General features: G+C 59.9%; 21 protein-coding genes. 10 read left to right on the top strand and 11 right to left on the bottom strand.

Annotation, left to right across the window (positions count from 1 at the left end; all coding sequences use genetic code 11):
• Positions 1-96: 96 nt before the first annotated feature.
• On the top strand, positions 97-927 hold the full coding sequence (locus HX790_RS20810; protein ID WP_017136979.1) for an alpha/beta fold hydrolase: 831 nt from the start codon (positions 97-99) through the stop codon (positions 925-927).
• 706 nt (positions 928-1,633) lie between these two features.
• Here HX790_RS20810 and HX790_RS20805 read toward each other — a convergent pair.
• The 3 genes from HX790_RS20805 to HX790_RS20795 are packed head-to-tail and all read right to left on the bottom strand — an operon-like array spanning position 1,634 to position 4,248.
• Entirely contained in the window at positions 1,634-2,149 is a 516-nt protein-coding gene (locus tag HX790_RS20805; RefSeq protein WP_017136981.1) for a flavin reductase family protein, read from the bottom strand.
• A gap of 51 nt (positions 2,150-2,200) precedes the next feature.
• On the bottom strand, positions 2,201-3,235 hold the full coding sequence (locus tag HX790_RS20800) for a methionine synthase (RefSeq protein ID WP_176992082.1): 1,035 nt from the start codon (positions 3,233-3,235) through the stop codon (positions 2,201-2,203).
• Between the two features lie 29 nt (positions 3,236-3,264).
• On the bottom strand, positions 3,265-4,248 hold the full coding sequence (locus HX790_RS20795) for a DUF1852 domain-containing protein (RefSeq protein ID WP_176992040.1): 984 nt from the start codon (positions 4,246-4,248) through the stop codon (positions 3,265-3,267).
• 299 nt (positions 4,249-4,547) lie between these two features.
• Between HX790_RS20795 and HX790_RS20790 the strand changes: the two genes are divergently transcribed.
• A complete protein-coding gene (locus HX790_RS20790) occupies positions 4,548-5,924 on the top strand; it encodes a PLP-dependent aminotransferase family protein (protein WP_176992039.1) in 1,377 nt (458 codons plus the stop codon).
• Here HX790_RS20790 and panB read toward each other — a convergent pair.
• Positions 5,912-6,727: a 3-methyl-2-oxobutanoate hydroxymethyltransferase gene (gene panB / locus HX790_RS20785; protein WP_099548954.1), complete on the bottom strand. Its 816-nt coding sequence runs from the start codon at positions 6,725-6,727 to the stop codon at positions 5,912-5,914. The genes HX790_RS20790 and panB overlap by 13 nt on opposite strands.
• A gap of 140 nt (positions 6,728-6,867) precedes the next feature.
• Here panB and HX790_RS20780 point away from each other — a divergent pair, with 140 nt between their 5' ends.
• Positions 6,868-7,035: a DUF2986 domain-containing protein gene (locus HX790_RS20780; protein ID WP_017136986.1), complete on the top strand. Its 168-nt coding sequence runs from the start codon at positions 6,868-6,870 to the stop codon at positions 7,033-7,035.
• On the opposite strand, the gene HX790_RS20775 is transcribed toward HX790_RS20780, so the two are convergent.
• The 5 genes from HX790_RS20775 to HX790_RS20755 all read right to left on the bottom strand — a co-directional run bounded on the left by HX790_RS20775 (position 7,006) and on the right by HX790_RS20755 (position 11,345).
• Complete coding sequence (locus HX790_RS20775; RefSeq protein ID WP_017136987.1) at positions 7,006-7,989, bottom strand: GlxA family transcriptional regulator; 984 nt, start codon at positions 7,987-7,989, stop codon at positions 7,006-7,008. The genes HX790_RS20780 and HX790_RS20775 overlap by 30 nt on opposite strands.
• A gap of 4 nt (positions 7,990-7,993) precedes the next feature.
• On the bottom strand, positions 7,994-8,536 hold the full coding sequence (locus tag HX790_RS20770) for a cysteine hydrolase family protein (RefSeq protein ID WP_017136988.1): 543 nt from the start codon (positions 8,534-8,536) through the stop codon (positions 7,994-7,996).
• A gap of 158 nt (positions 8,537-8,694) precedes the next feature.
• A complete protein-coding gene (locus HX790_RS20765) occupies positions 8,695-9,120 on the bottom strand; it encodes a VOC family protein (protein WP_138449673.1) in 426 nt (141 codons plus the stop codon).
• A 111-nt stretch (positions 9,121-9,231) separates the two neighbouring features.
• The gene (locus tag HX790_RS20760) at positions 9,232-10,107 is read right to left on the bottom strand and encodes a LysR family transcriptional regulator (protein ID WP_176992038.1); all 876 of its coding nucleotides are present in this window, start codon (positions 10,105-10,107) and stop codon (positions 9,232-9,234) included.
• A 26-nt stretch (positions 10,108-10,133) separates the two neighbouring features.
• A complete protein-coding gene (locus tag HX790_RS20755) occupies positions 10,134-11,345 on the bottom strand; it encodes a YeeE/YedE family protein (RefSeq protein WP_017136992.1) in 1,212 nt (403 codons plus the stop codon).
• A gap of 239 nt (positions 11,346-11,584) precedes the next feature.
• On the opposite strand from HX790_RS20755, the gene HX790_RS20750 reads away from it, so the two are divergent.
• From HX790_RS20750 to HX790_RS20730, 5 genes are read left to right on the top strand one after another with little or no spacing between them, the layout of a single operon-like run.
• On the top strand, positions 11,585-12,133 hold the full coding sequence (locus HX790_RS20750; protein ID WP_017136993.1) for a hypothetical protein: 549 nt from the start codon (positions 11,585-11,587) through the stop codon (positions 12,131-12,133).
• The gene (locus HX790_RS20745; protein WP_176992037.1) at positions 12,120-13,325 is read left to right on the top strand and encodes a DUF6421 family protein; all 1,206 of its coding nucleotides are present in this window, start codon (positions 12,120-12,122) and stop codon (positions 13,323-13,325) included. Before HX790_RS20750 ends, HX790_RS20745 begins: the two co-directional genes overlap by 14 nt.
• Positions 13,322-14,269 carry a DMT family transporter gene (locus tag HX790_RS20740; protein ID WP_017136995.1) on the top strand — a complete coding sequence of 316 codons (948 nt, stop codon included), beginning with the start codon at positions 13,322-13,324 and terminating at the stop codon, positions 14,267-14,269. The genes HX790_RS20745 and HX790_RS20740 overlap by 4 nt, the downstream gene beginning before the upstream one ends.
• Positions 14,266-15,516, top strand: a complete 1,251-nt coding sequence (locus tag HX790_RS20735) for an ATP-grasp domain-containing protein (RefSeq protein WP_017136996.1) — start codon at positions 14,266-14,268, stop codon at positions 15,514-15,516. The genes HX790_RS20740 and HX790_RS20735 overlap by 4 nt, the downstream gene beginning before the upstream one ends.
• Before the next feature lie 33 nt (positions 15,517-15,549).
• On the top strand, positions 15,550-16,569 hold the full coding sequence (locus tag HX790_RS20730) for a branched-chain amino acid aminotransferase (RefSeq protein WP_017136997.1): 1,020 nt from the start codon (positions 15,550-15,552) through the stop codon (positions 16,567-16,569).
• An 85-nt stretch (positions 16,570-16,654) separates the two neighbouring features.
• On the opposite strand, the gene HX790_RS20725 is transcribed toward HX790_RS20730, so the two are convergent.
• Complete coding sequence (locus HX790_RS20725; protein WP_017136998.1) at positions 16,655-17,521, bottom strand: DNA/RNA non-specific endonuclease; 867 nt, start codon at positions 17,519-17,521, stop codon at positions 16,655-16,657.
• A gap of 204 nt (positions 17,522-17,725) precedes the next feature.
• A complete protein-coding gene (locus tag HX790_RS20720; protein ID WP_017136999.1) occupies positions 17,726-18,943 on the bottom strand; it encodes an MFS transporter in 1,218 nt (405 codons plus the stop codon).
• A gap of 121 nt (positions 18,944-19,064) precedes the next feature.
• Here HX790_RS20720 and HX790_RS20715 point away from each other — a divergent pair, with 121 nt between their 5' ends.
• Both HX790_RS20715 and psrA read left to right on the top strand, forming a co-directional pair.
• Positions 19,065-19,709, top strand: a complete 645-nt coding sequence (locus HX790_RS20715) for a TetR/AcrR family transcriptional regulator (protein ID WP_017137000.1) — start codon at positions 19,065-19,067, stop codon at positions 19,707-19,709.
• A gap of 112 nt (positions 19,710-19,821) precedes the next feature.
• Positions 19,822-20,913 (top strand): iron-containing alcohol dehydrogenase PsrA, encoded by a 1,092-nt coding sequence (gene psrA, locus HX790_RS20710; protein ID WP_026013707.1) that lies wholly within the window; start codon positions 19,822-19,824, stop codon positions 20,911-20,913.
• Positions 20,914-21,004: the final 91 nt, after the last annotated feature.

The raw sequence follows: 21,004 nt of genomic DNA, 5'->3' as shown, positions 1-21,004 counted from the left end.
AGCGTGGCCGCCCATCGGTTGAGCCGCACTTTGTTCAACCGGTCACGATCAACACGTTGCTGTTGATGGCCGATCAATCACTTTGGAGAGATGAACATGGGGTATGTCACTACGCAGGACGGCGTTGAGATCTTTTACAAAGACTGGGGCCCACGCGATGCCCCGGTGGTCTTCTTCCACCACGGCTGGCCACTGAGCGCCGATGACTGGGATGCGCAGATGCTGTTCTTCCTGGCTAACGGTTACCGCGTCGTCGCCCACGACCGCCGCGGCCATGGCCGCTCCAGCCAGGTCTGGGACGGCCACGACATGGACCACTACGCCGACGACGTCGCCGCCGTGGTCAACCACCTTGGTGTACAGGGCGCCGCCCATGTGGGCCACTCCACCGGCGGTGGCGAAGTCATTCACTACATTGCCCGCCACGGCGAAGACCGCGTATCCAAAGCCGCCATCATCAGCGCCGTGCCACCGTTGATGCTGCAAACACCGAGCAATCCAGGCGGCTTGCCCAAGTCGGTGTTCGACGACATGCAGGCGCAGCTCAAAGCCAACCGTGCGCAGTTCTATCGCGACGTACCATCGGGGCCTTTTTATGGCTACAACCGGCCGGGTGCCAAACCGTCGGAAGGCGTGATCCAGAACTGGTGGCGACAAGGCATGATGGGTTGCGCAATCGCCCACTACGACGGGATTGTGGCGTTTTCGCAAACGGACTTTACTGAGGCTTTGCGGCGCATCACGATCCCCGTGCTGGTGATGCACGGCGATGATGACCAGATTGTGCCGTATGAAGATTCCGGGCCGTTGTCGGCAAAACTGTTGAAGAATGGCACGTTGAAGACCTATGCAGGGTTTCCCCATGGGATGCCGACGACGAATGCGGATGTCATCAACGCGGATTTGCTTGAGTTTTTACGAAGCTAAGTCACTCGTTGCTGCGGCGCCGCACAGAGAAGTAGTGGGCGTCGTCGCGCCCGGTTAGATGGTATTTTGCTTGAGTGGATTGATCGGTTGAACACACCGGTGTTCACTCAACGCTACCCAGCCGACCAACGAACCGAGCAAAAAAAACAATGAAACACCCCTCACTCGGGAGACAATTCAAAAGAATAGCGGCGTTGATATTAGTGCTTCTCGTCCTTGGGGCATGGATGTTTTACATGGGCTGGGCCTCTCGGGTTGCCAGGCAAACCATCTTGATGGCATGGATTCCTGAATGGACGACCTATGTGGTATTCGGCGTTGTGACAGGCCTCTATTGTGCGTTCAGGCCCGAACGCAATCGCCCGCCCAACAGCACTAATATGTCTTCGACTAACAAGTTTTTAGGGGGCTTCAGCCTTGGATTCGTTTTCCTCCTGAATAGTTATGCCGTGTGCGTCTACCTGCTGCCTGGCGAAGTAATCCACTATAAATCCGTCTATGAAATCAGGTTTCCGGGACCGGCTTATGGGAAATATAGTCGTTGCGAGGCGGGCTTATGGATCAAGGATCTACACACTGAGCGCGATATCGAACTGTGCACAACCCGATCAGAACTTGACGATCAAATAAAACGCGGTATGACCGTTGCCTGGGTGACAGCGCGTACGAACACGCTAGGCACTTACATTATTAACCACACCTTTACCTACCCGTGAACCACGCCCTGTGCGGCGATGTTGCAATACTGCCCCTTGAAATACAGCAAGGGCTTCGCCGCAGCCGCTGCTCGCAGACTTAACGCCTTTACTTCACCAATCACGATCAGGTGGTCACCGGCGGCGTGTTCGGCGTGAATTTCGCAATCCAGCCAGTGCAGGCTGCCGGCAATGATCGGATTACCCAAAGGCGAGTGCTGCCATTGCACGCCGTGCCATTTGTCTGTGCCGCGGCGGGCGAATTGGTTGGAAATCCCGGCCTGCTCACCCGACAGGATATTGACCACGAATCGACCGGCCTGGCGAATCTTGGGGTAGCTGGCCGAATTGGACATTACGCTGAATGACACCAGCGGTGGGCTCATCGACACGCTGTAGAACGACTGACACGTGAAGCCGACCGGCTCGTCATCCAGGTGCGAGGTAATCACCGTAATACCGGACGCGTAGTGCCCGAGCGCTTCGCGAAAGCTCAGTGGCTCGACCGTCGTAGTGGGAAATGACATGGTAAATCCTGAACAGGGAGTGCAACTTGGTACACCCCTTCCAATGGTGGCTCAACGCGCGTTATTGAGCTCTCTTCGAACGATCTCTGCGCCTGCACTCAATGCATTCAACTTGCCGCTCGCCACGCGGCGAGGCAAGGGCGCCATGCCACAGTTGGTGCACGGATAAAGCTTGTCGGCATCGACAAACTGAAGGGCTTTGCGCAGGGTATTGGCCACTTCTTCGGGCGTTTCAATGGTGTGGTTTGCCACATCAATGGCCCCAACCATGACTTTTTTGCCACGAATGAGCTCAATCAGGTCCATGGGGACATGGGAGTTGTGACATTCCAGCGAAATGATATCGATGCTGGATTTCTGTAGCTTGGGGAAGGCTTCTTCATATTGCCGCCACTCCGACCCCAGGGTCTTTTTCCAATCGGTGTTGGCCTTGATGCCATAGCCATAACAGATATGCACCGCCGTTTCGCATTTAAGGCCTTCAATGGCCCGTTCCAGGGTGGCGACGCCCCAGTCATTCACCTCGTCAAAGAACACGTTAAAGGCCGGTTCATCAAACTGAATAATGTCGACGCCCGCCGCTTCCAGTTCCCGGGCTTCTTCGTTGAGGATCTTGGCGAATTCCCACGCGAGTTTTTCGCGGCTTTTATAGTGGTTGTCATACAGCGTATCGATCATGGTCATGGGGCCTGGCAGCGCCCATTTGATCGGCTGGTTGGTTTGCTGGCGCAAGAACCTGGCGTCTTCGACAAACACCGGCTTTGGGCGCGCAACGGCGCCTACAACCGTCGGCACGCTCGCGTCATAGCGATCACGAATCCTGACGGTTTCACGCTTCTCGAAATCAACACCGCTCAGGTGTTCGATAAACGTGGTGACAAAGTGTTGGCGGGTTTGCTCGCCATCACTGACGATATCAATCCCGGCGTCTTGCTGCTCTTGCAATGCCAAGCGCAAGGCATCTTGCTTGCCTTCAATTAATTCGTCACCTTGCAACTTCCAGGGTGACCACAGCGTCTCGGGCTCAGCAAGCCAGGCCGGTTTTGGCAAGCTGCCAGCTGTAGAAGTGGGTAATAACTTTTTCATGACAGGCACAACCTTGTAAGTTTGATGAGTCAAGCGGCGTATTGCGCGGACCACTGTTCAAGCACAGCGTGATAGGGCTTGATGAAATTTTCCTCAACAAACCGGCCCTGCTCAATCGCCAGCCGACCACGCTCTTCTCGATCATAAACAATGCGTGTTAATGAATAATCCTGATGCTTCAAACTGGGTTGGTAGCGTTTTCCGGCGACAGAATTGGCATTGTAAATTTCAGGCCGGTAAATCTTTTGAAAAGTGTCCATCGTGCTAATGGTGCTGATAAGTTCAAGCGTCGTGTAATCACTCAGCACGTCACCGAAAAAATAAAATGCCAAGGGTGCAACACTGTTGGGTGGCATAAAATAGCGCACCTTCAAGCCCATCTTCTTGAAGTACTCATCGGTCAGCGAATACTCATCCTGCTGATACTCAACGCCCAATACCGGGTGCTGGTTTTCAGTTCGCTGATAGGTCTTGGTATTCGAAACGCTCAAGCAGATGACGGGCGACTTCTTAAAGTGCTGCCTGTACGCCGCTGAATTCACAAAGCACTTGAACAGCTTGCCATGCAAGTCGCCAAAATTATCGGGCGTGCTGAATTCAGCCTGGCCTCTGTTGTGGCCCAACAACACCACGCTAAAGTCATAGTCGCGTACATACGAAGAAAAATTATTGCCGACGATGCCCTCAAGGCGCTCATTGGTTTTGCGGTCCACAATCGTCGTTTTCAACACTTCAATCAGCGGAATGGCCTGCCCATTGCCTTCAACACCGATCTGCATTTGAGCCGAAACAATCTCGAGTTCGAGCGCATACCGATCACCGCCAGCGTTATCCCAATGCGCCAAGGCATTGAAGCGGTTATTAATCATCGTCAAGGTATTGCGCAGGTTTTCCTGACGACGCTCGCCCCTGGCCAAATTAGCAAAGTTAGTGGTGGTGCGCGTGTTTTCGGAGGGGCGATAGTGCTCGTCAAAACAAACACTCTTAATCGTAAATTCAAACGCGTTATCCATGACCACCTGACACCTTAAAAGTTGAGACAGACTTGAGTTCACTGCTTGCCTTTTAGCAACACGCCGACGTTGGGCCCAAGTCTTTACAGTTTCAATAATTAAGGTGGAGTCTATGCTGGCTATAGAGCAAGAGATAATGAAACGATTTCACTAAACCTTTAGCCCTGTTCATGATGGGTTGCCTCAAACCCAATGGGCCGAGCCATGGGCTGTTCAGCCCGAGACGCGCGCAAATAAGACCGCCTTGAGTGATACTGCCAGGCTCTCTTCCCACTCTGTTTTGCGCAGCTCAAAGGACCATGGATAAACCCAAAGACGCCGGCTTTGCCTATCAGACGGTCTACCGTTACCTCGTCGAGTTGATCGACGCCAGCCCGTCGTCAGGCGAACGCAAACTGCCGTCCCTGCGCCAATTGGCCGAGCGCCTTGGCGTATCGGTGTCGACCACCAAGTACGCCTACGCCTTGCTTGAGGATGAAGGGCGGATCTACGCGCGGCCCAAACAGGGTTATTTCACGAGGGCCATGGCTGCACGGGTAACAACTGAAACCAACCTGCTCGACCAAGTGTTCGCCAATGCCCGCCAGCCGGGAATGCTTGCCTTGAGCAGCGATGCACCGGCCATGCTGTTGTCGCTGGAAAACCCGCTGCTGATGCTTGAGCGTGAACTGACCCGCCAGCACCCACGCTCGCTGGCGCCGCTTTACTTACCCTTCGGTGAGCCCGAGTTGCGCACCGCATTGGCCGAGCGCTACACCCAATCCGCCGACCGCTACTGGCAGGCCGACCAGGTGTATATCGGCGCGGACTTGCACAGCGTGCTGGATGCGGCACTTAATGCCCTGGACCTGTGCGGCACCGTGGCGCTGGTGGAGTCACCGTGTTCGTGGGCGATTTTGCGCCAGTTGCAAGCGGCGAAGATTCGCGTGATCGAAATGCCGCTCGACGCCCACGGGCGTTTCGACCTGGCGGCGCTGGAAGGCGTGCTGATGCGTGAGCCGATTCGCCTGGCGGTGCTGTCGTCGACGGTGAATATCCCCCAGGGCGGGGTGATGCCGGCACAGGACAAGCAGCAGATCTGCCGCTGGCTGGCGGCGCGGGATATCTGGCTGTTCGAAAACGACACTTACGGCGAGTTGTATTTCGAAGCGCAGCCGCCGCGTTATCGCGACTTCGCCGACCTGCAGAAGCTGCTGGTGTTTTCGACCTTCGATAAAGTCATCGGCTCGGAAGCGCCGTATGGCTATGTGGTGTGCCACGAGCACGCGCCGCAATTGCAGCGGGTGTTTCTGGAGCGTGGGTTTCGCCTGTCACCGATCCGGCAAAAGGCGATCGCCAAGCTGCTCACCTCCAAGCGTATCGACGTGCATTTGAAAGCGCTGCGGGCGCTGCTGCTGGAGCGCATGACCGGCATGAAAGCCTTGCTGGAGGAACATTGGCAGGTGATCGCGCCCCAAGGCGGCGCCAGCTTCTGGCTGCAAGCGCCGCATGCGGTGGATATGCGTCAGGTATTTGAGCGGCTGCTGGCCCAACGCATCGTCATCGCCCCTGGCGAGCTGTTCAGCCAGCATGGCGCCTGGCCGCAACACCTGCGCCTGAGCTACACCCTCGACTGGAGCAAGGATATCGCCCAGGCCGTGAAGCGATTGGCCGAGGCGATCGATCAAAGCCCGTAGCAATGCCGCGCTTCAGGGAAACGGCCATGGCGCACATCGTCGGCAAACCGCTCGCAGGCATCGCGAATCACCGCGCCTACATCTGCGTACTGTTTGACGAAGCGCGGCAGGTGTTCGCCGCCCAGGCCCAACAGGTCTTCGGTCACCAACACTTGGCCATCGCAGGCCGGTGAAGCGCCAATGCCGATGGTGGGCATCTTTGAATCCAGGGTGATCTGCCGCGCGACGCCTTCGGCCACACCTTCGAGCAGCAGGCCGAAGGCGCCCGCCTCCAGGTTGGCACGGGCATCTGCGGCAATCACTGCAGCAGTTTCGGCGGTAAGCCCTTGGGCCTTGAAGCCGCCCATCACGTTGACGAACTGCGGCATCAGCCCCACATGGGCCATCACCGGAATGCCGCGCGCCACCAGAAACTCGACGGTGCCCGCCAACGCCACGTTGGCCTCCAGCTTCAGCGCATCGCAACCAGTGCGCGCCAGCACTTGGGCGCAGTTGCGAAACGCTTGCTCGTTGGATTCCTGATAACTGCCAAAGGGCATGTCGGCAATCACGCAGGCCAGGCGCGTGCTGTCGACCACGGCGCGGGTGTGGCCGATGATTTCTTCCAGCTGCATGCTCAAGGTCGAGGCCCGGCCGTAGCCGACCATCGCCGTGGAATCACCCACCAGAATGAAGTCGACCAGCGGGTCGATCAGCTTGGCGATGGCGCTGGAGTACGCGGTGAGGGAGACGATTTTCTGCTGGCCCTTCATGGCGACCAGTTGCGGGACGGTGAGGCGTTTGGTGCGGGTGTGGAGGCTCATCGGTTTTTTCCGTTTGTGCTGAATTCACGGCCCGATTATTGGTAAAACCCCAGAGCGTTCAATGCACAGATTGACGCTAAAAAGCGACCCAGGTTTTTAACCTGATATCATCCGGGCCTTCACCCATCAGGCACCGACACATGAACCGCCAGAAAAAACTCAAGCAGCTCTTCAAGGCTAAAGCCAAGAAGGCCAGCGCCAAACTGGCGCCGAAAAGCAAAGACAAGTACATCAGCAAGGCAGACCGCGCCAAACTCGAAGCCGAGGCCGATCAAGCCTCAACCAGCGGCGCCGACACGCCCGCTTGAAGGCGTCCCCACCTCATATTTGCTCCAGATACGCCGCAGGTGCCGGGCTGACCCAAAGCCTGCGCGCTCGGCGACGGTTTCCATGTCCAGGCTCGACGCCATGAGCAGTTCACGGGCCACGGTGATACGCAGCGTGTGCAGGTAATCCAGCGGGCTGATGCCAACGTGTTCGTGGAACAGCCGCGCCAGGTGTCGGCTGCTGGTGCACGCTAGTTCGGCCATGCGTGTGACGGTCCAGGCTTCACAGGGCGCCGCGGTGATGGCGTCCTGCACACGGTGCACGGCCGGGTGCAGGTGGTTGCGACCGGTGATCCAGGCTGAGAGCTGCGGGTCGGCGCCGCTGCGACGCATGTACACCACCATGTCGCGCGCCACGCTGCAGGCCAGGCGTGGCCCGGCCAACTCGGCGAGCAGGTGCAGCATCAGGTCGATGCCCGCCGTGACACCGGCGCTGCAACTGACCGGGCCGTCCGTCACATACAGCCGGTTTTCCAACACGCGGGCCTTGGGCGCCAGGGCCTGCAATGCCTCGCACAGCGCGTGGTGGGTGGTGCACTGGCGGCCATCGAGCAACCCCGCGCGGGCGGCACTTAATGCGCCGGCGCACACGCAAACCAGCCGCTGGCCCGACGCTGCAAACACGCTTTGCAGCCATTGGGTCAAGGTGTCGCTTGCCGACTCGAACGCCTGCTGCTGCGCCTTGCTCACCTTTGACGTGGAGCCGACCAACACCACCAGCGTGCCGGGCGCCAGGCTTGGCGGCAGGGGCGCCAAGCCGGCCAGCGGCAAGCCAATCGAGGTTTGCAGGGACGGCACCGGGCTGACGTACTGCAAGTCGAAGTCGAGAGCCGCAGGGTCCTCGCTCTGCGCGGCCAGGCGCAGCACCTCGGCGGGGCCGGCCAAGTCCAGCATCAGCACATTGGGCAACAGCACGAACAGCACCGGCACGCTCACGGGTTCAACGCTCCAGCGCCTGGGCGACGGTGACGATGCGCGCAAAGCGCTCTTCCAGCACCAGTTCGGTACGCTCACGAATCTCGGCGGCGCTGTATTCGCGGCCACTGCGTGCGTGGGTCATCGGGAAGGTCAGGGTCGCCTCGCTGACAAAATCCACCGTAAAACCACTGTCCGACGCCTGCCGGGTGGTGGTTTCGCAGCACTGTTCGGTGCGGATGCCACTGATGATCAGCGCGCTCACGCCCATCTCCGTAAGCCGTGCAGACAAAGGCGTGCCGGCGAAAGCACTGTGAAAGCGCTTGTGGATGATCAGGTCGGGGTTGATCGACAACTCGCTCAAGGTTTTGACATTGCCCGATGCCATCGAAAAGTGCCCTTGGTCTTCAACATGGAAGACTTGTATCACCGGGATGCCCTGTTGAACACACCCATCGATCAGCGCTTGCTGTTTTTCCAGGAACAACGGCAGGTCATTTTCGGACCAGTAAGCAGAATGACGGAACGAATGCTGCACATCGATAACGATAAGGGCTTTGCGGCTCATGACAGGTCCTTGTGGCTTGCATCACAGTGGTTGATGCAAGCCATGGTAAGCACCCGCGCCGATGAGCGACAGGCAGGTGCCGGACCACTTCAGGACCGATTCAGACATACCGGCTCAGCGGCGCAAATCACCCTGGGACGTTTGCGCACGATGAGCAATTACTTGGCGAACAGCTGGCTCATGTCCTTGAACGCCTTGAACTCCAGGGCGTTGCCGCACGGGTCGAACAGGAACATGGTGGCCTGCTCGCCCACCTCACCCTTGAAGCGGATGTAGGGTTCGATCACAAACTGGGTTTCCCGCGCGCGCAGCCGATCGGCCAAGGCTTCCCACTGGTCCCATTGCAGGATGATGCCGAAATGCGGCACCGGCACATCGTGGCCGTCCACCGCGTTGGAGTGCACCGACTCCTGGGAATGCGTCTTGGGGTGCTCGTGAATCACCAGTTGGTGGCCGTAGAAATCGAAGTCGACCCATTGCGCACTGGAGCGACCTTCCGAAAGGCCAAACACATCGCCGTAGAAGTGACGCGCGGCGGCCAGGTCGTAGACGGGAATCGCTAGGTGAAAGGGAGAAAGGCTCACGGTGGCTACCTGCAAGTTCTGTTTGGTTAGAACCCGATTCTTCACCAGAAAGCCCCACGGATAAAGCGGATATCCTTCGCCCTGAGCCTCAAAAATTTCGATGCTCGCGCCCTACTTCGGCGCACCCAGCACTTCGATGACGCACGCCCTGAATAATTCGAAGAGCGGCAATTGGCGCTGGGTGTACTTGGTCAGCAGCACGATTTCACGGTAGAACGTGAGCTTGTCCAATCGCAAAACCCGCACGTCACTGCCGTGTTCCAGCCACAGGCCGGCCAGGGGCACCAGCGACACGCCGAGGCCGCTGCGTACCATCTTGACGATGGCGTCCAGCTCGTCGAGTTCCAGCGCTTGCCGGGTCTGGATCTTGTGTTCCTTGAGAAACTGCGTGACCTGGCGCCCGCCGAACGAGCCACGGTCATACCGCACGAAGGGTTGCTCGCGCAGGATCTGCAGCGGGTCGTCGCCCTGCACGTCCTTGGCGGTAATCAGCACAAAGGGTTCGCGGGCGATCACTTCGATATTCAGGTCCTTGGGCAGGTTGAACGGCGGGTGGATCATGATCGCCAAATCCAGCTCACCGGCATCCACCTGGCTGAGCAGGTTGAGCGAAACGCCGGGCACCAGGCTGACCTCGATAAACGGCGCGCGGCGTTTAAGCGCGACCAGCGCCTGGGGCAGGAGGCCGGTTTGCACACTGCCGATGGCGCCGATGCGCAGCGAACCCTGAAAGTTGTTGGCGCTGTCGGGCGCGCCCATGCGCGAGAAAATATCGAGGATCTCCTCCGCCAGCGGCACCGCGCGCTGCCCGGCCGCATTGAGCGTGGCGGAGCGACCGGTGCGGTCGAACAGCTTGACGCCCAGGGCGTCCTCGAGGTGTTTGATCTGCGCACTCACCGCCGATTGCGTCAGCCCCACCTGCTGCCCGGCGGCGGCGAAAGTGCCACGGCGGGCGGCGCTTACGAAGGTTCTCAGTTCTCTGATCATGGGCCTGCCTTATAGGTCGTTGGGGTTCAGCAACCGCTCAAGGCCACCTGCGGTCGCTCGCCTGCGAAGAAGAACGGCCGCAGGCGCACACCGACGCTGTTACCGATAAACGCTGCCACCAACCACACCCAGCCATGCAGGCTGCCGGAGGCGATGCCGCTGAAGTACGCGCCGATGTTGCAGCCGTAGGCCAGGCGCGAGCCATAGCCCAGCAGCAAACCACCGATCACTGCGGCCACCAGCGAGCGTGCCGGGATTTTCAGGCTTGGGGCAAAACGCCCGGCCAGGCCCGCAGCCAACAGCGCGCCGAGGACGATGCCGATGTCCATCACGCTGGTGATGTCTTCCCACACGGGCGCTGCCAGGGCTTTGGCATTGCCCGGCATTTGCCAGAACGCCCAACTGGCCACGTCCACACCCAAGCCGCTGGCCACTTTGGCGCCCCATAGCGCGAACGCCGAGGTAATGCCCCATGGCCGCCCGGCCAGCGCCAGCGTCGCATAGTTAAGCAGCGCCAAACCGATTGCCCCCCAAACCAATGGCCAAGGCCCGCGCAGGAAGCGGCGCAGGCCGATGTGCTCGCTGCTCACGCCGGGTTCAAGCTGGCCGTGACGGCCCTTCTCCAAACGCACGGTGACCAGTGCGATGACCGCGAACACGGCCAGGCTCAGAATCATGGCCGGCAACACGCCGAAGCTCTTGACGATGGACACCGCCGGGAACGCCGGCAACGCGAACCACCAATCCACATGGTGCGTGGCAATCAGCGAACCGCAGATAAAAAACAGCAGCGTCACCAGCATGCGCGCATTGCCGCCGCCCACGGTGAACAGCGTGCCGGACGCACAACCGCCGCCCAACTGCATGCCGATACCAAAGATAAACGCCCCGAACACCACCGACACCCCAGCCGGTGCTACCAGCCCGACCACCGGCTGCCCGAACAACGTGCCCGCGCCCAATGCCGGGAAGAACAGCAACACCGCCACCGCCAGCATGACCATCTGTGCGCGCAAACCGGCGCCGCGTCGATCATTGATAAATACGCGCCAGGCCGACGTGAATCCGAAAGCGGCGTGGTACAGGGTCAAGCCCAATGCGGCGCCGACCACCAGCAACAGCACCTGGCGCGAGCCGACGCTGTTTTGCAGGAATACGGCACCGGCCACCAGGATGATAAAAGCCGCCAACGGCGCGATAGGCTTGCGCGCGGGGGTCAGGGAAAGGGAGGTGCTCATGGGCTTTCTCGGATTTGATCGGGGGGGAAGTTTGGCGGTGAGTATAAACCCTGACAGGGTCGGCCTTTGCAGGAATTCAGACGGCCAGGCAACGCCTGCGAAGGTGGCAACGTTTAGTTTCGCCGGGTGTATTGCTTGAACAAAAAACCTACAGTAACCTCCGCCAAGGCAGCCACCAATGGGTGGCAGGAATGGATTCTGGCCCGCTGTCCGGTGGGCTCTGACAAGGAAGTTAAAGCATGCACACGGCTATCAGTCCGACCATCTATACGCTCGGCCCCGAGGGTACCAATTGCGCCACCGCCGCGCAGTGGTGGCTTGATTCTCGTGAAGCGCGCAATGGCACGCAGCGAATTGTTCTGCATGAGACGCTTGAGCAAGCCTTTGATGAGTTGTCCGGAAAACAGGACGGCTATCTTTTAAGCTGCGCCGCGTACCCCGATTTGCATACGCTGATTTTTACCCGCCTGGGCGATATGGAGCTGTGCGACAGCTTCATCATGCCGACCCACTCCATGGTGCTTGCCAGCCGTACCAGCGCCGACCAGATAAAGAGTGTGGCAACCCATCCCGCGCCCCAATCCCTGGTGGCAAGCCACTACCGCAAAGTGTTCGCCAACAGCAATGCCGATGCCGCCGTGCTGTGCAGCACTGGCCAGGCAGATGCGTGCGTGACCACCGTGGTCGCGGCAGACCTGCATGAGCTGAACATCATTGAGGATTTCGGCCAGGTGCCGATGGCCTTTCTGGTCCATTCGCTGAAGCGAGCCGACCATGCAAAAGCCTGATCCGCTGTCGACCCTGGTCAATATCGTCGATGAAGTGCGTGCCCGCCAGGAACTGGATGGCAGCATCAAGGCGCCGAACGTAGCCGACCATGCCCTCATCAACCGCTTGATCACCGAGCTCGACCGGCACGCCGCAATCATCGACGGGCTATCTGCGCCGCTGTTGACGGCGACCCTGGAAGACCTGGGCAACTGGCTGAAGAATGGCCTGGATCAACGGCCTCTATTCGATAAGACTCTCGCCAGTTTCAACACCCCTGCACCCGGCGACGCCTTGTTTCTACTGGCCCCCATGCGCGCGACCAACGGCCCTGACCCCGAAGGCTTTCGGCTGGAGCTGGTCACCGGCTACCGCAGTGAAACCCCTTACCTGGCAAAGGCCGCGCAGTACACCGAGCAGTACGTGGCACCGTTTCAATGCATCAAGCTTGGAGCGGCCTCGAAGGGGTTCCTGCAAGGCAATTGCATTGTGCTGTTTCCAGAGTCCGTGGCGACGGCAGCCAAGGTCGATAAACAGACCTTCGCGCTGTTCTTTTTCAGCAAGTTTCTGCGTATCTACAACGAGCAGACACTCGTCGAGGCAGACCGCTTGTTCGGGCGCCAGAGCCCGTTCCTGTTCGGCCAATTGAGCAGCCGCCAGATGTCTGAGTCAGACATGTACGACGCGCGTTGCCTGTGGGGTTATTACCACGACTATGCGCACCACACCGGGCCACGCCCGTTGGACAAAAACCTGTACATAAAGCTGAATTGGTTTACCGGCCTGTTGGAAGAGACCAAGTGTGACCTGATTACGGTGCGCCTGGTGCTGGAACATCGTCCGGACTTTTGGCGTGAAATCGCCGAGTTCATCCTGCTCGAGCGCATGTTCCGCTACCCCAAGGGCTCGGACCAGCACATGACGTTCGATGCCGGCACCGGGATTTTGCTCTTTGAGATGCTGATCAATGCCAAGGCATTGGTCGAAACCGAGCACGGCCACCTCAGCTTTGACAGCGAGCGTCTTGACCAAAAGCTTGTGTCGATGATTGCCGATATCGAGGCCCTCGAAGCACTCGACGACGAGGCCTACCTGGCGGGTGCCAAAGCCTATGTTCAGCAACATCTGGGCACACCGCAAACCCCACTGGCACGTTTCAATTTCCCGGCCACGCACTACGCACGCCGCGTGCTGGCCGAGTGCCCCCAATGAATGCATTGAAGGTCCGTCTGCTGCTGTTCACCGTGGCCATTCTCGCGTTGTTCTCGATCAGTTGGCTGCTGTCGAAAAACCTGCTCGGTAGCATTTCGGTGATGCATGCCGTTGGGCTCAGGCTGTGGGCCACAACCGCCGCCTTATGGTTGATCGTGGCGTTCGGCACGCGACCGCCGCTGGCATCCAAGCCGCTGCTCGCAAGAATGCCGGGGTTTTTCATCCTGTCGATCCTGGGGTTCTCGCTCTATTTTGTCTGCAGCTTCGGCGCCTTGAAAACGCTGAAAGCCAGCGACCTGACCATGGTCCTGGCGACGATTCCGGGCATTACCTACCTGCTGGGCCTGCTGACACGCAGCCTGGGGTTTTCCTGGCTCAAACTGGCGGGTGTGGTGATCGTCAGTGTCGCGGCGCTGGCGTTCAATACCCACACCGGTGACGTTAGCGCAGTCAGCCCGTCTGGCATTGCGCTGGCCCTGGTCGCGGCGCTTTCCTACGCCGTTTATGGCCTGCTGTCCAAGCGCTACCTCAAGGATTTGCCACTGATCAACTCGCTGGCCTGGGTCACACTGATCGCCGCGGCGTGCTTTGTGCCGCTGTTCATTCTCGACCCCGCGCCCTTGTTGCGCCTGAACCTTGAGGATGCGCTCAAAGTGCTGATCCTGGGGGCTGCCTGCTCGGCGCCGGTGTATGTGTTGTACCAGAAGGTTTTGGCCGAGGGCGGCGTGCTGTATGCCAATGCGATTGGCTTGCTGGCACCGTTCGCCGTGGTCACCGGTGAGTGGTTGATCGGCTCCGGCACGACCTTGGGTGCAGTAAAAATCGTCGCGATGATTGCGGTCATGGTGGGGATCACCCTGTTATTCATGGATGCATCAGGCGCCTCGGGCTGGACGTTCAAGCGTCGTGCCCCAAACCAACCGGTTAGTGAGGAAATACAATGAAAAAGCTGGCGTTGGTTTGCCACCGCAGTGCCAAGTTGTCCTTTGTATTTGAGGCCGCAGAAGCGGCAGGTATTGAACTGGTACTGATTTACGACACGACCGAAAGCGCCCCCGCGCACTTGCCGGCAGTCACGTCGACCTGGCAGCTGCCGGTTTTCGACGAGCCGCAGCTGGCGTTGGAAGCGTTCGCGGCCGGCGTGCAAGAGAGAGGGATTGGCGGGGTGATGACGGTTCGCGAAGAAGCGATCATCTGGACGGCACTGGCGGCGCAAAAAATCGGTACCCCTGGCATCGATCCGCATGTGGCGGCGCTGGCCCGCAACAAGTACCTGATGCGCCAGGCCTTTGCCGAGGCAGGCTTGAGGTCGCCGGGCTTTTGCTACATCGATAACCCGCACGACCTGTCGCAAACCCGCGCCCTGGGGTTGCCACTGGTGATCAAGCCGCTCTCCGGCTGGTCGAGCACCGGTGTGATGCTGGCCAAAACGGCCGAAGAGCTTCCCGCCCTCGTCAACGCGGTCTGGGAGGTCCAGAGCAAGGACCTGGCTCGTTTCTATGACCAGGACAAAGCCGCAGGCCTGGTTGTTGAACAGTATTTGCCGGGTAAAGAATTCGTTGTGGAGTGCTTTGTCGATATCGAAGGGGTGCATGTCCTGGCAGTGGGCGACAAGGGCCAACCCGAAGGGCCCTGGTTTGAAGAAACGATCTACCGCCAGCGTCGAGATATCGACGCCCCCTTGATCATGGCCCTGTGTGAGACCGCGCGCGCCGGGGTCAAGGCACTGGGCATTACCATGGGCGCCGCCCATGTGGAGCTGCGCCTGGATGCCAACCAGCAAGCGTATGTGATTGAAATCGGCGCACGCATAGGGGGCTCGGGGGTCTCGCACTTTGTGGTGGAACAGAGCACCGGCGTGTCGTTCGCCGCACTGTGCATGAAGGCCGCCCTGGGTTTGCCCACCCCGGCACTGCCCGATGTGCTGCCGGCCGCCAGAGTGGCAGCAAACTACATCATTCCTCTGCGCGGCGATGGCCGTTTCAACGGTTTCAGCGGGCTGGAAAAGGTCGCGGAGCACCCTGAAACCGCCCGGATCGTGACTTTTTTCGAGGCAGGGCATCTTTCACCACCACCTCCCGCGTTTGGCGGCTACCCAGGCTTCATCTTCTCGGTACATGCCTCGGATGAGGCGGCGAGCGCTTACCACCAATGGCTTGATGCTTCCTTGAGCATCAACTGGAACCAATAAATACCACCCGTAGCCGGGTTCGGGAGTCGTGATATGGAACATCCGCAACTGGATTGGAATAACCTGGGTTTCAGCTACAGGAAAACCGACCTTCGTTACATCGCACATTGGCGTGACGGTCAGTGGCAGGAAGGTGCACTGACCGAAGATAACCAGCTGCATATCAGCGAAGGCTCAACCGCGTTGCATTATGGCCAGCAGTGTTTTGAGGGGATGAAGGCCTACCGTTGCAAGGATGGTTCGATCAACCTGTTTCGCCCCGATCAGAATGCTGCCCGTATGCAGCGCAGTTGCTCACGGCTGCTGATGCCGCCCGTCTCGACCGCGCAATTCATTGATGCCTGCAAGCAGGTGATCAAGGCCAACGAACGCTTCCTGCCGCCCTACGGAACAGGCAGCTCGCTGTATCTACGACCTTTCGTCATCGGTGTGGGCGATAACATCGGTGTGCGTACCGCGCCGGAGTTTATCTTCTGCGTGTTTTGCATCCCGGTCGGCGCGTTGTTCAAAGGCGTGTTGCAACCGAGCAACTTCATCATTTCGGACTACGACCGCGCCGCCCCCAATGGCACCGGCGCCGCCAAGGTCGGCGGAAACTACGCGGCCAGCCTGCTACCCGGTACCGAGGCACGGCAGGCGGGTTTTGCCGACTGCATTTACCTCGACCCGCTGACCCATAAAAAAATCGAAGAAGTCGGCTCGGCGAATTTCTTTGCCATCACCCATGACAACACCTTTGTGACCCCGCGTTCGCCTTCAGTATTGCCTGGCATCACCCGCGCCTCGTTGATCGAGCTTGCGCAAAGCCGTCTGGGGCTCAAGGCGGTGGAAGAGGATGTGTATATCGACAACCTGGCGGCGTACAAGGAAGCCGGCGCGTGCGGCACCGCGGCGGTTATCACACCGATTGGCGGTATCCGCTACAACGATCACCTGCATGTATTCCACAGTGAACATGAAGCCGGCCCGATGACCCAACGTTTGTTCAACGAGTTGACGGGCATCCAGAACGGCGACGTTGAAGCGCCGGCAGGCTGGATCGAAAAAGTCTAAAGCCCTGAGGCGCTCGCTGTGCCGACACCCCGTGGGTGTCAGTACAGCGGGCCGATCAAGCGTCAGTCAGACCGGCCGAAAAAGCTCATGTCCGCCCCACCGAACCGGTAACCGGCAAGTTGCCGAGCAACTTGAGCCCGGTGCTTTTCACAAAGGTGTCGTAGTCCATCGGCTTCTGGATACGGGTTTCGGCGTTGGGCAGCACATAGGCCCAGGCACGTTTGGACGAAGCGTCGTACACCAGCTTGAACAGGCGTGTCGGCACCCACACCTTGTTGTCGCCGATGGTGCTGTAGCCGGCATCAAACAACGGGCCGGTGAACACAAACACATTACCGCCTGCACGTACCGCGAACTTGCGCACGTCGGCCTCGACCTTGCTCCAGATCTTGCGGTTATTGGTGGGGTCTTGCGGCACCATGTTCGACAAGGCGAAGGACTGCGCCATGGCATTTGCACTTGGCGCATCGGCGGCCGGGGACTGGTGGCCGCGGTCAACCGCCGGGTGCTGGCTGCGGTAGTCGCTCAGCTCGGCGCGGGCGCCTTTGGGAATGCGCGGGTCGGGATAAAACTGGTTGGTGCGCTCTTCACCCTTGGCATCTTTCAACTGTGCGGCGTTCAAACGCTCGACCACCACCAAAGGCGTCTTGCTGGTTTGCGAGTAGAGCACCGCAAAGTGATCCGAACACAGCGCCATGGGTTTCATCGAGGCGGGTACGGTGGCCGTGTTGATCGGCGTGGCGCCAGGAAACAGGTCCGCGCAGCCGTCGAAGGAGAGCTGCTTTTCTTGACGGGAATAGAGACCAAGGGCCGCGCTTTGGCTGATGGAGCTTGAGCGCGAAGTGTGTTCATGGGCCGGTGGTTTGATCAGGTCCAGCAGGCTGCGGGCCTGCGCGCCGGGCGAGAGCAGAACACACGCCGACAGGCCGACTGCAATAATGCGTAAGTGCATGTTTTATATCTTAAAGTGAGGAGCCTAATGGACCCTCACTTTAAACTTTAGTGCGACGCCTGACGGATCGAATTCCAGGCCGCCTGAGCCAGGCTCCCCACCTCGTTAAAGCACGCCAGCGCTTCACGCAGGATGCTGCGCCTGCCGGGGAAGCCACTTGCCGAACTGGCAGGCGGCACCATGACCGTGAAGCTCGCTTAGCGCCTATTGCCCCGCCACCGCTGGCCCATCGGCTGACCGCCGTCCCGGTTTGAAGCCATGGGCATGCGCCGCGCAGGCAATCACCAACGCCACCAGCAGCAACAGCGCCATTGCCCATGGAAATGAGGCGGCGCCCCACGTCTCCAGCAACACGCCACCGACCACGCCGCTGGCCGCAATGGCGCTGTTCCACGCCACCACGTTCAGCGACAGCGCCACGTCCGCGCCCTCTCCAGCGGCATCGGCCAATGCGGTTTGCAGCAGTGTCGCGGCGCCACCAAAACTCAGGCCCCACACGGCCACGCCGAGGTAGATCACCTGCGGCACGCTACCCAAAAAGCCGAACACCAGGGTTACCGCCGCAAACGTCACCAGGCTTGCCAGCACGGTCTTGCGCAACAGCGGTTCGACCAGTTTGGCCGTCAACCAGATCCCCAGCAGCGCGGCAATGCCGAACACCAGCAAGACTAAATCCACACGTTCAGCCAAGCCTGCACGCGCCACAAACGGGGCAATGTAGGTGTACAGAATGTTGTGTGCCAGCATCCAACTGATCACCACCGCCAGCACCGGCCGCACGCCGGGCGTGGTCAGCACTTGGCCCAGGGACAGCCGCTGGTGCGCAGGCTGCGGTGGATAGTCCGGGACTTTCACCAGCACCCACACGATCAGCAGCAGCGTCAGCGCCGACATCAGGCCGAACGTCGTACGCCAGCCCACCAGGCCGCCCAGCCAAGTGCCCAGCGGCACACCCAGCGACAACGCAATCGGCGTACCCACCATGGCCAGTGCCAGCGCCCGACCCTGTTGATGCGGCGCAACCATGCGCCGGGCATAACCGGCCAGCAGGCTCCAGGCCAGCCCTGCCGCCACGCCGGCAAAGAACCGCGCCACCAGGGTTACGCCGTACTGGGACGACAGCGCGGTGATGGAGTTAAACAGCAGAAAGCCGACGATAGTCAGCAGCAACACGTTGCGCCGCCGCCAGCCTCGGGTGGCAATGGTCATGGGAATCACCGCCAGCACCGACCCCAGCGCGTAGGCCGTGACCATCTGCCCGGCCATCGACGGCGAAATCGCCAGGCCGTCGCTGATCAACGGCAACAGCCCTGCGGGCAGGGTTTCGGTGACGATGCAGATAAAGCCGGTCATGGCCAGGGCGAGCAAGGCGCCAATGGGCAGACGGTCGGATACCGCAGATAGGCTGAGTGAGGGTGTCACGGGAGACTCCTTGAGATGACTTAGATACTGATCGATATAAATGTTGCGTGCACACACAGCTCGTTGTCAACGACTTATGTATCGACTAGTATTTATCTCGCTTACCCAGAGGATTCCCGACATGGCACAAATGGGCCGCCCGCGTAATTTCGACCGAGACCAGGCCGTGGAACAGGCCATGCACCTGTTTTGGCAGCACGGTTACGACGCCACCTCCCTCGCCCAGCTCAAGGCCGGGTTGGGTGGCGGTATCTCCGCGCCGAGTTTTTACGCCGCATTCGGCTCCAAAGAAGCGCTGTTCGATGAATGCGTGCAGCGTTATCTGGCCACCTACGCCCAGGTCACCGAATGCCTGTGGGATGAGGCTTTGCCCCCGCGTAAGGCCATCGAAACCGCGCTGCGCCAGTCAGCACGCATGCAGTGTGAAGACGGGCACCCCAAAGGCTGCATGGTGGCGCTGGGCGTGATGAGCGCACCCAGCCCGGAGAACGCGCGGGTCGCGGACGCGCTGACGCAATCGCGCGTGCGCACCCGGGCCGGGATTGTGGCCTGCATTGAGCGCGGGATACGTCTTGGGCAATTGCCGGGCACCACGCAGGCAGCGTCGATGGCGACGGTATTTGACAGTTTCTTGCAGGGCGTTTCGATTCTGGCGCGCGATAACGTGCCGCATGTGGCTATCGACGCGGCGATCACTCAACTCCTGCTGACATGGGATGTTGCAGCCTCAACCGTCGCACCGCGCACCCACTTCAATCACGCCTGAACCGGCCCGTTATCGGCCCAGCCGATGCACACCCGCGAATTATCGATTTGAGCCTTTGTTGAAGCGCCCCGACTATGGGGCCACTTCCAACAACAAAAACAAAGGACTCGCCATGACTGCCCGATTTCACAACCCAGTAGACACGCGTTTCGGCTGCGGCAGCCTGCTCGAGCTTGCCGACATCACCCAGGGCCAGACCGTGGCGCTGGTGACCTTTCCCGAAGCGCGTGGGCTGGGCCTGGTGGAACGCATCCAGGACCTGCTCGGCGACCGCCTGGTGTACCTCATCGAAGACGTGCAGCCCAACCCCGACGTGGCGCAACTGCGCGATACCTATGAACGTTTCTGGCAGGTAGCCGGCGACTGTGATGCGGTGATTGCCGTGGGCGGCGGCAGCGCGATCGACACGGCCAAAGCGCTGATTGTGGGCACCGAGTCCGGCCGTTTCGATGAGTTGCTGGCGTTGCTGGCCACGGGCAAACCCTTTGTGCCTGCGCGCAGCAAAATCCTGATTGCCGCGCCCACCACGGCGGGAACCGGCAGTGAAGTCACGCCTTGGGCCACCATTTGGGACTCGGCGAGCCTGAAAAAGTACTCGCTGCACCTGGCGTGTACCTGGCCGAAGGTGGCGATCATCGACCCACAATTGATGCTCACCGTGCCCGCCGGCGTCACCGTCTCCACCGGGCTGGACGCCTTGTCCCATGCGTTGGAAGCGGTATGGAACATCAATGCCAACCCCATCTCGGATACGTTCGCCATTTCGGCCATCGAAGACATCCTCGAATGCCTGCCGTTGCTGCGGCGTGACCTGGCCAATCAGGAACTGCGCTCGCGCATGGCGTTGGCGGCCCTTAAAGCCGGGTTGGCGTTCTCCAACACCAAGACCGCCCTCGCCCATTCCATCTCCTACGAAATGACCCTGCACCACGGCCTGCCGCATGGCATTGCCTGCTCGTTCACGCTGCCGCTGGTGCTGGGCCTGGCCTGGGGTCGCAACGCAGCGCGTGACCGAACCCTTCAGCGGATTTTCGGCAGCGACTTGCAGCACGCCCAACACAGGCTGCGCGACTTTCTGCACAGCCTTGAGGTGAAGACGGAGTTTGCCGACTACGGTGTAACAGCCTCCCAGGCCGAAGCCATGATCAACTTCGCCCTGCAGGGCGCACGCGGCAAAAACTTCATCGGTGCCCACGCCGCCTGAAGCCAGCCGTTTACCCCTGTAGCGACGATTTCCTGCCGCACCCTCGCAAGAGTGCGCCCACCGACACCACTCGGTGGGAACCAACAATAAA

This window comes from Pseudomonas sp. IPO3747, from assembly GCF_013385245.1.
Lineage (GTDB): Bacteria > Pseudomonadota > Gammaproteobacteria > Pseudomonadales > Pseudomonadaceae > Aquipseudomonas > Aquipseudomonas edaphica.
This window is presented reverse-complemented; position numbering and strand designations above follow the sequence as displayed.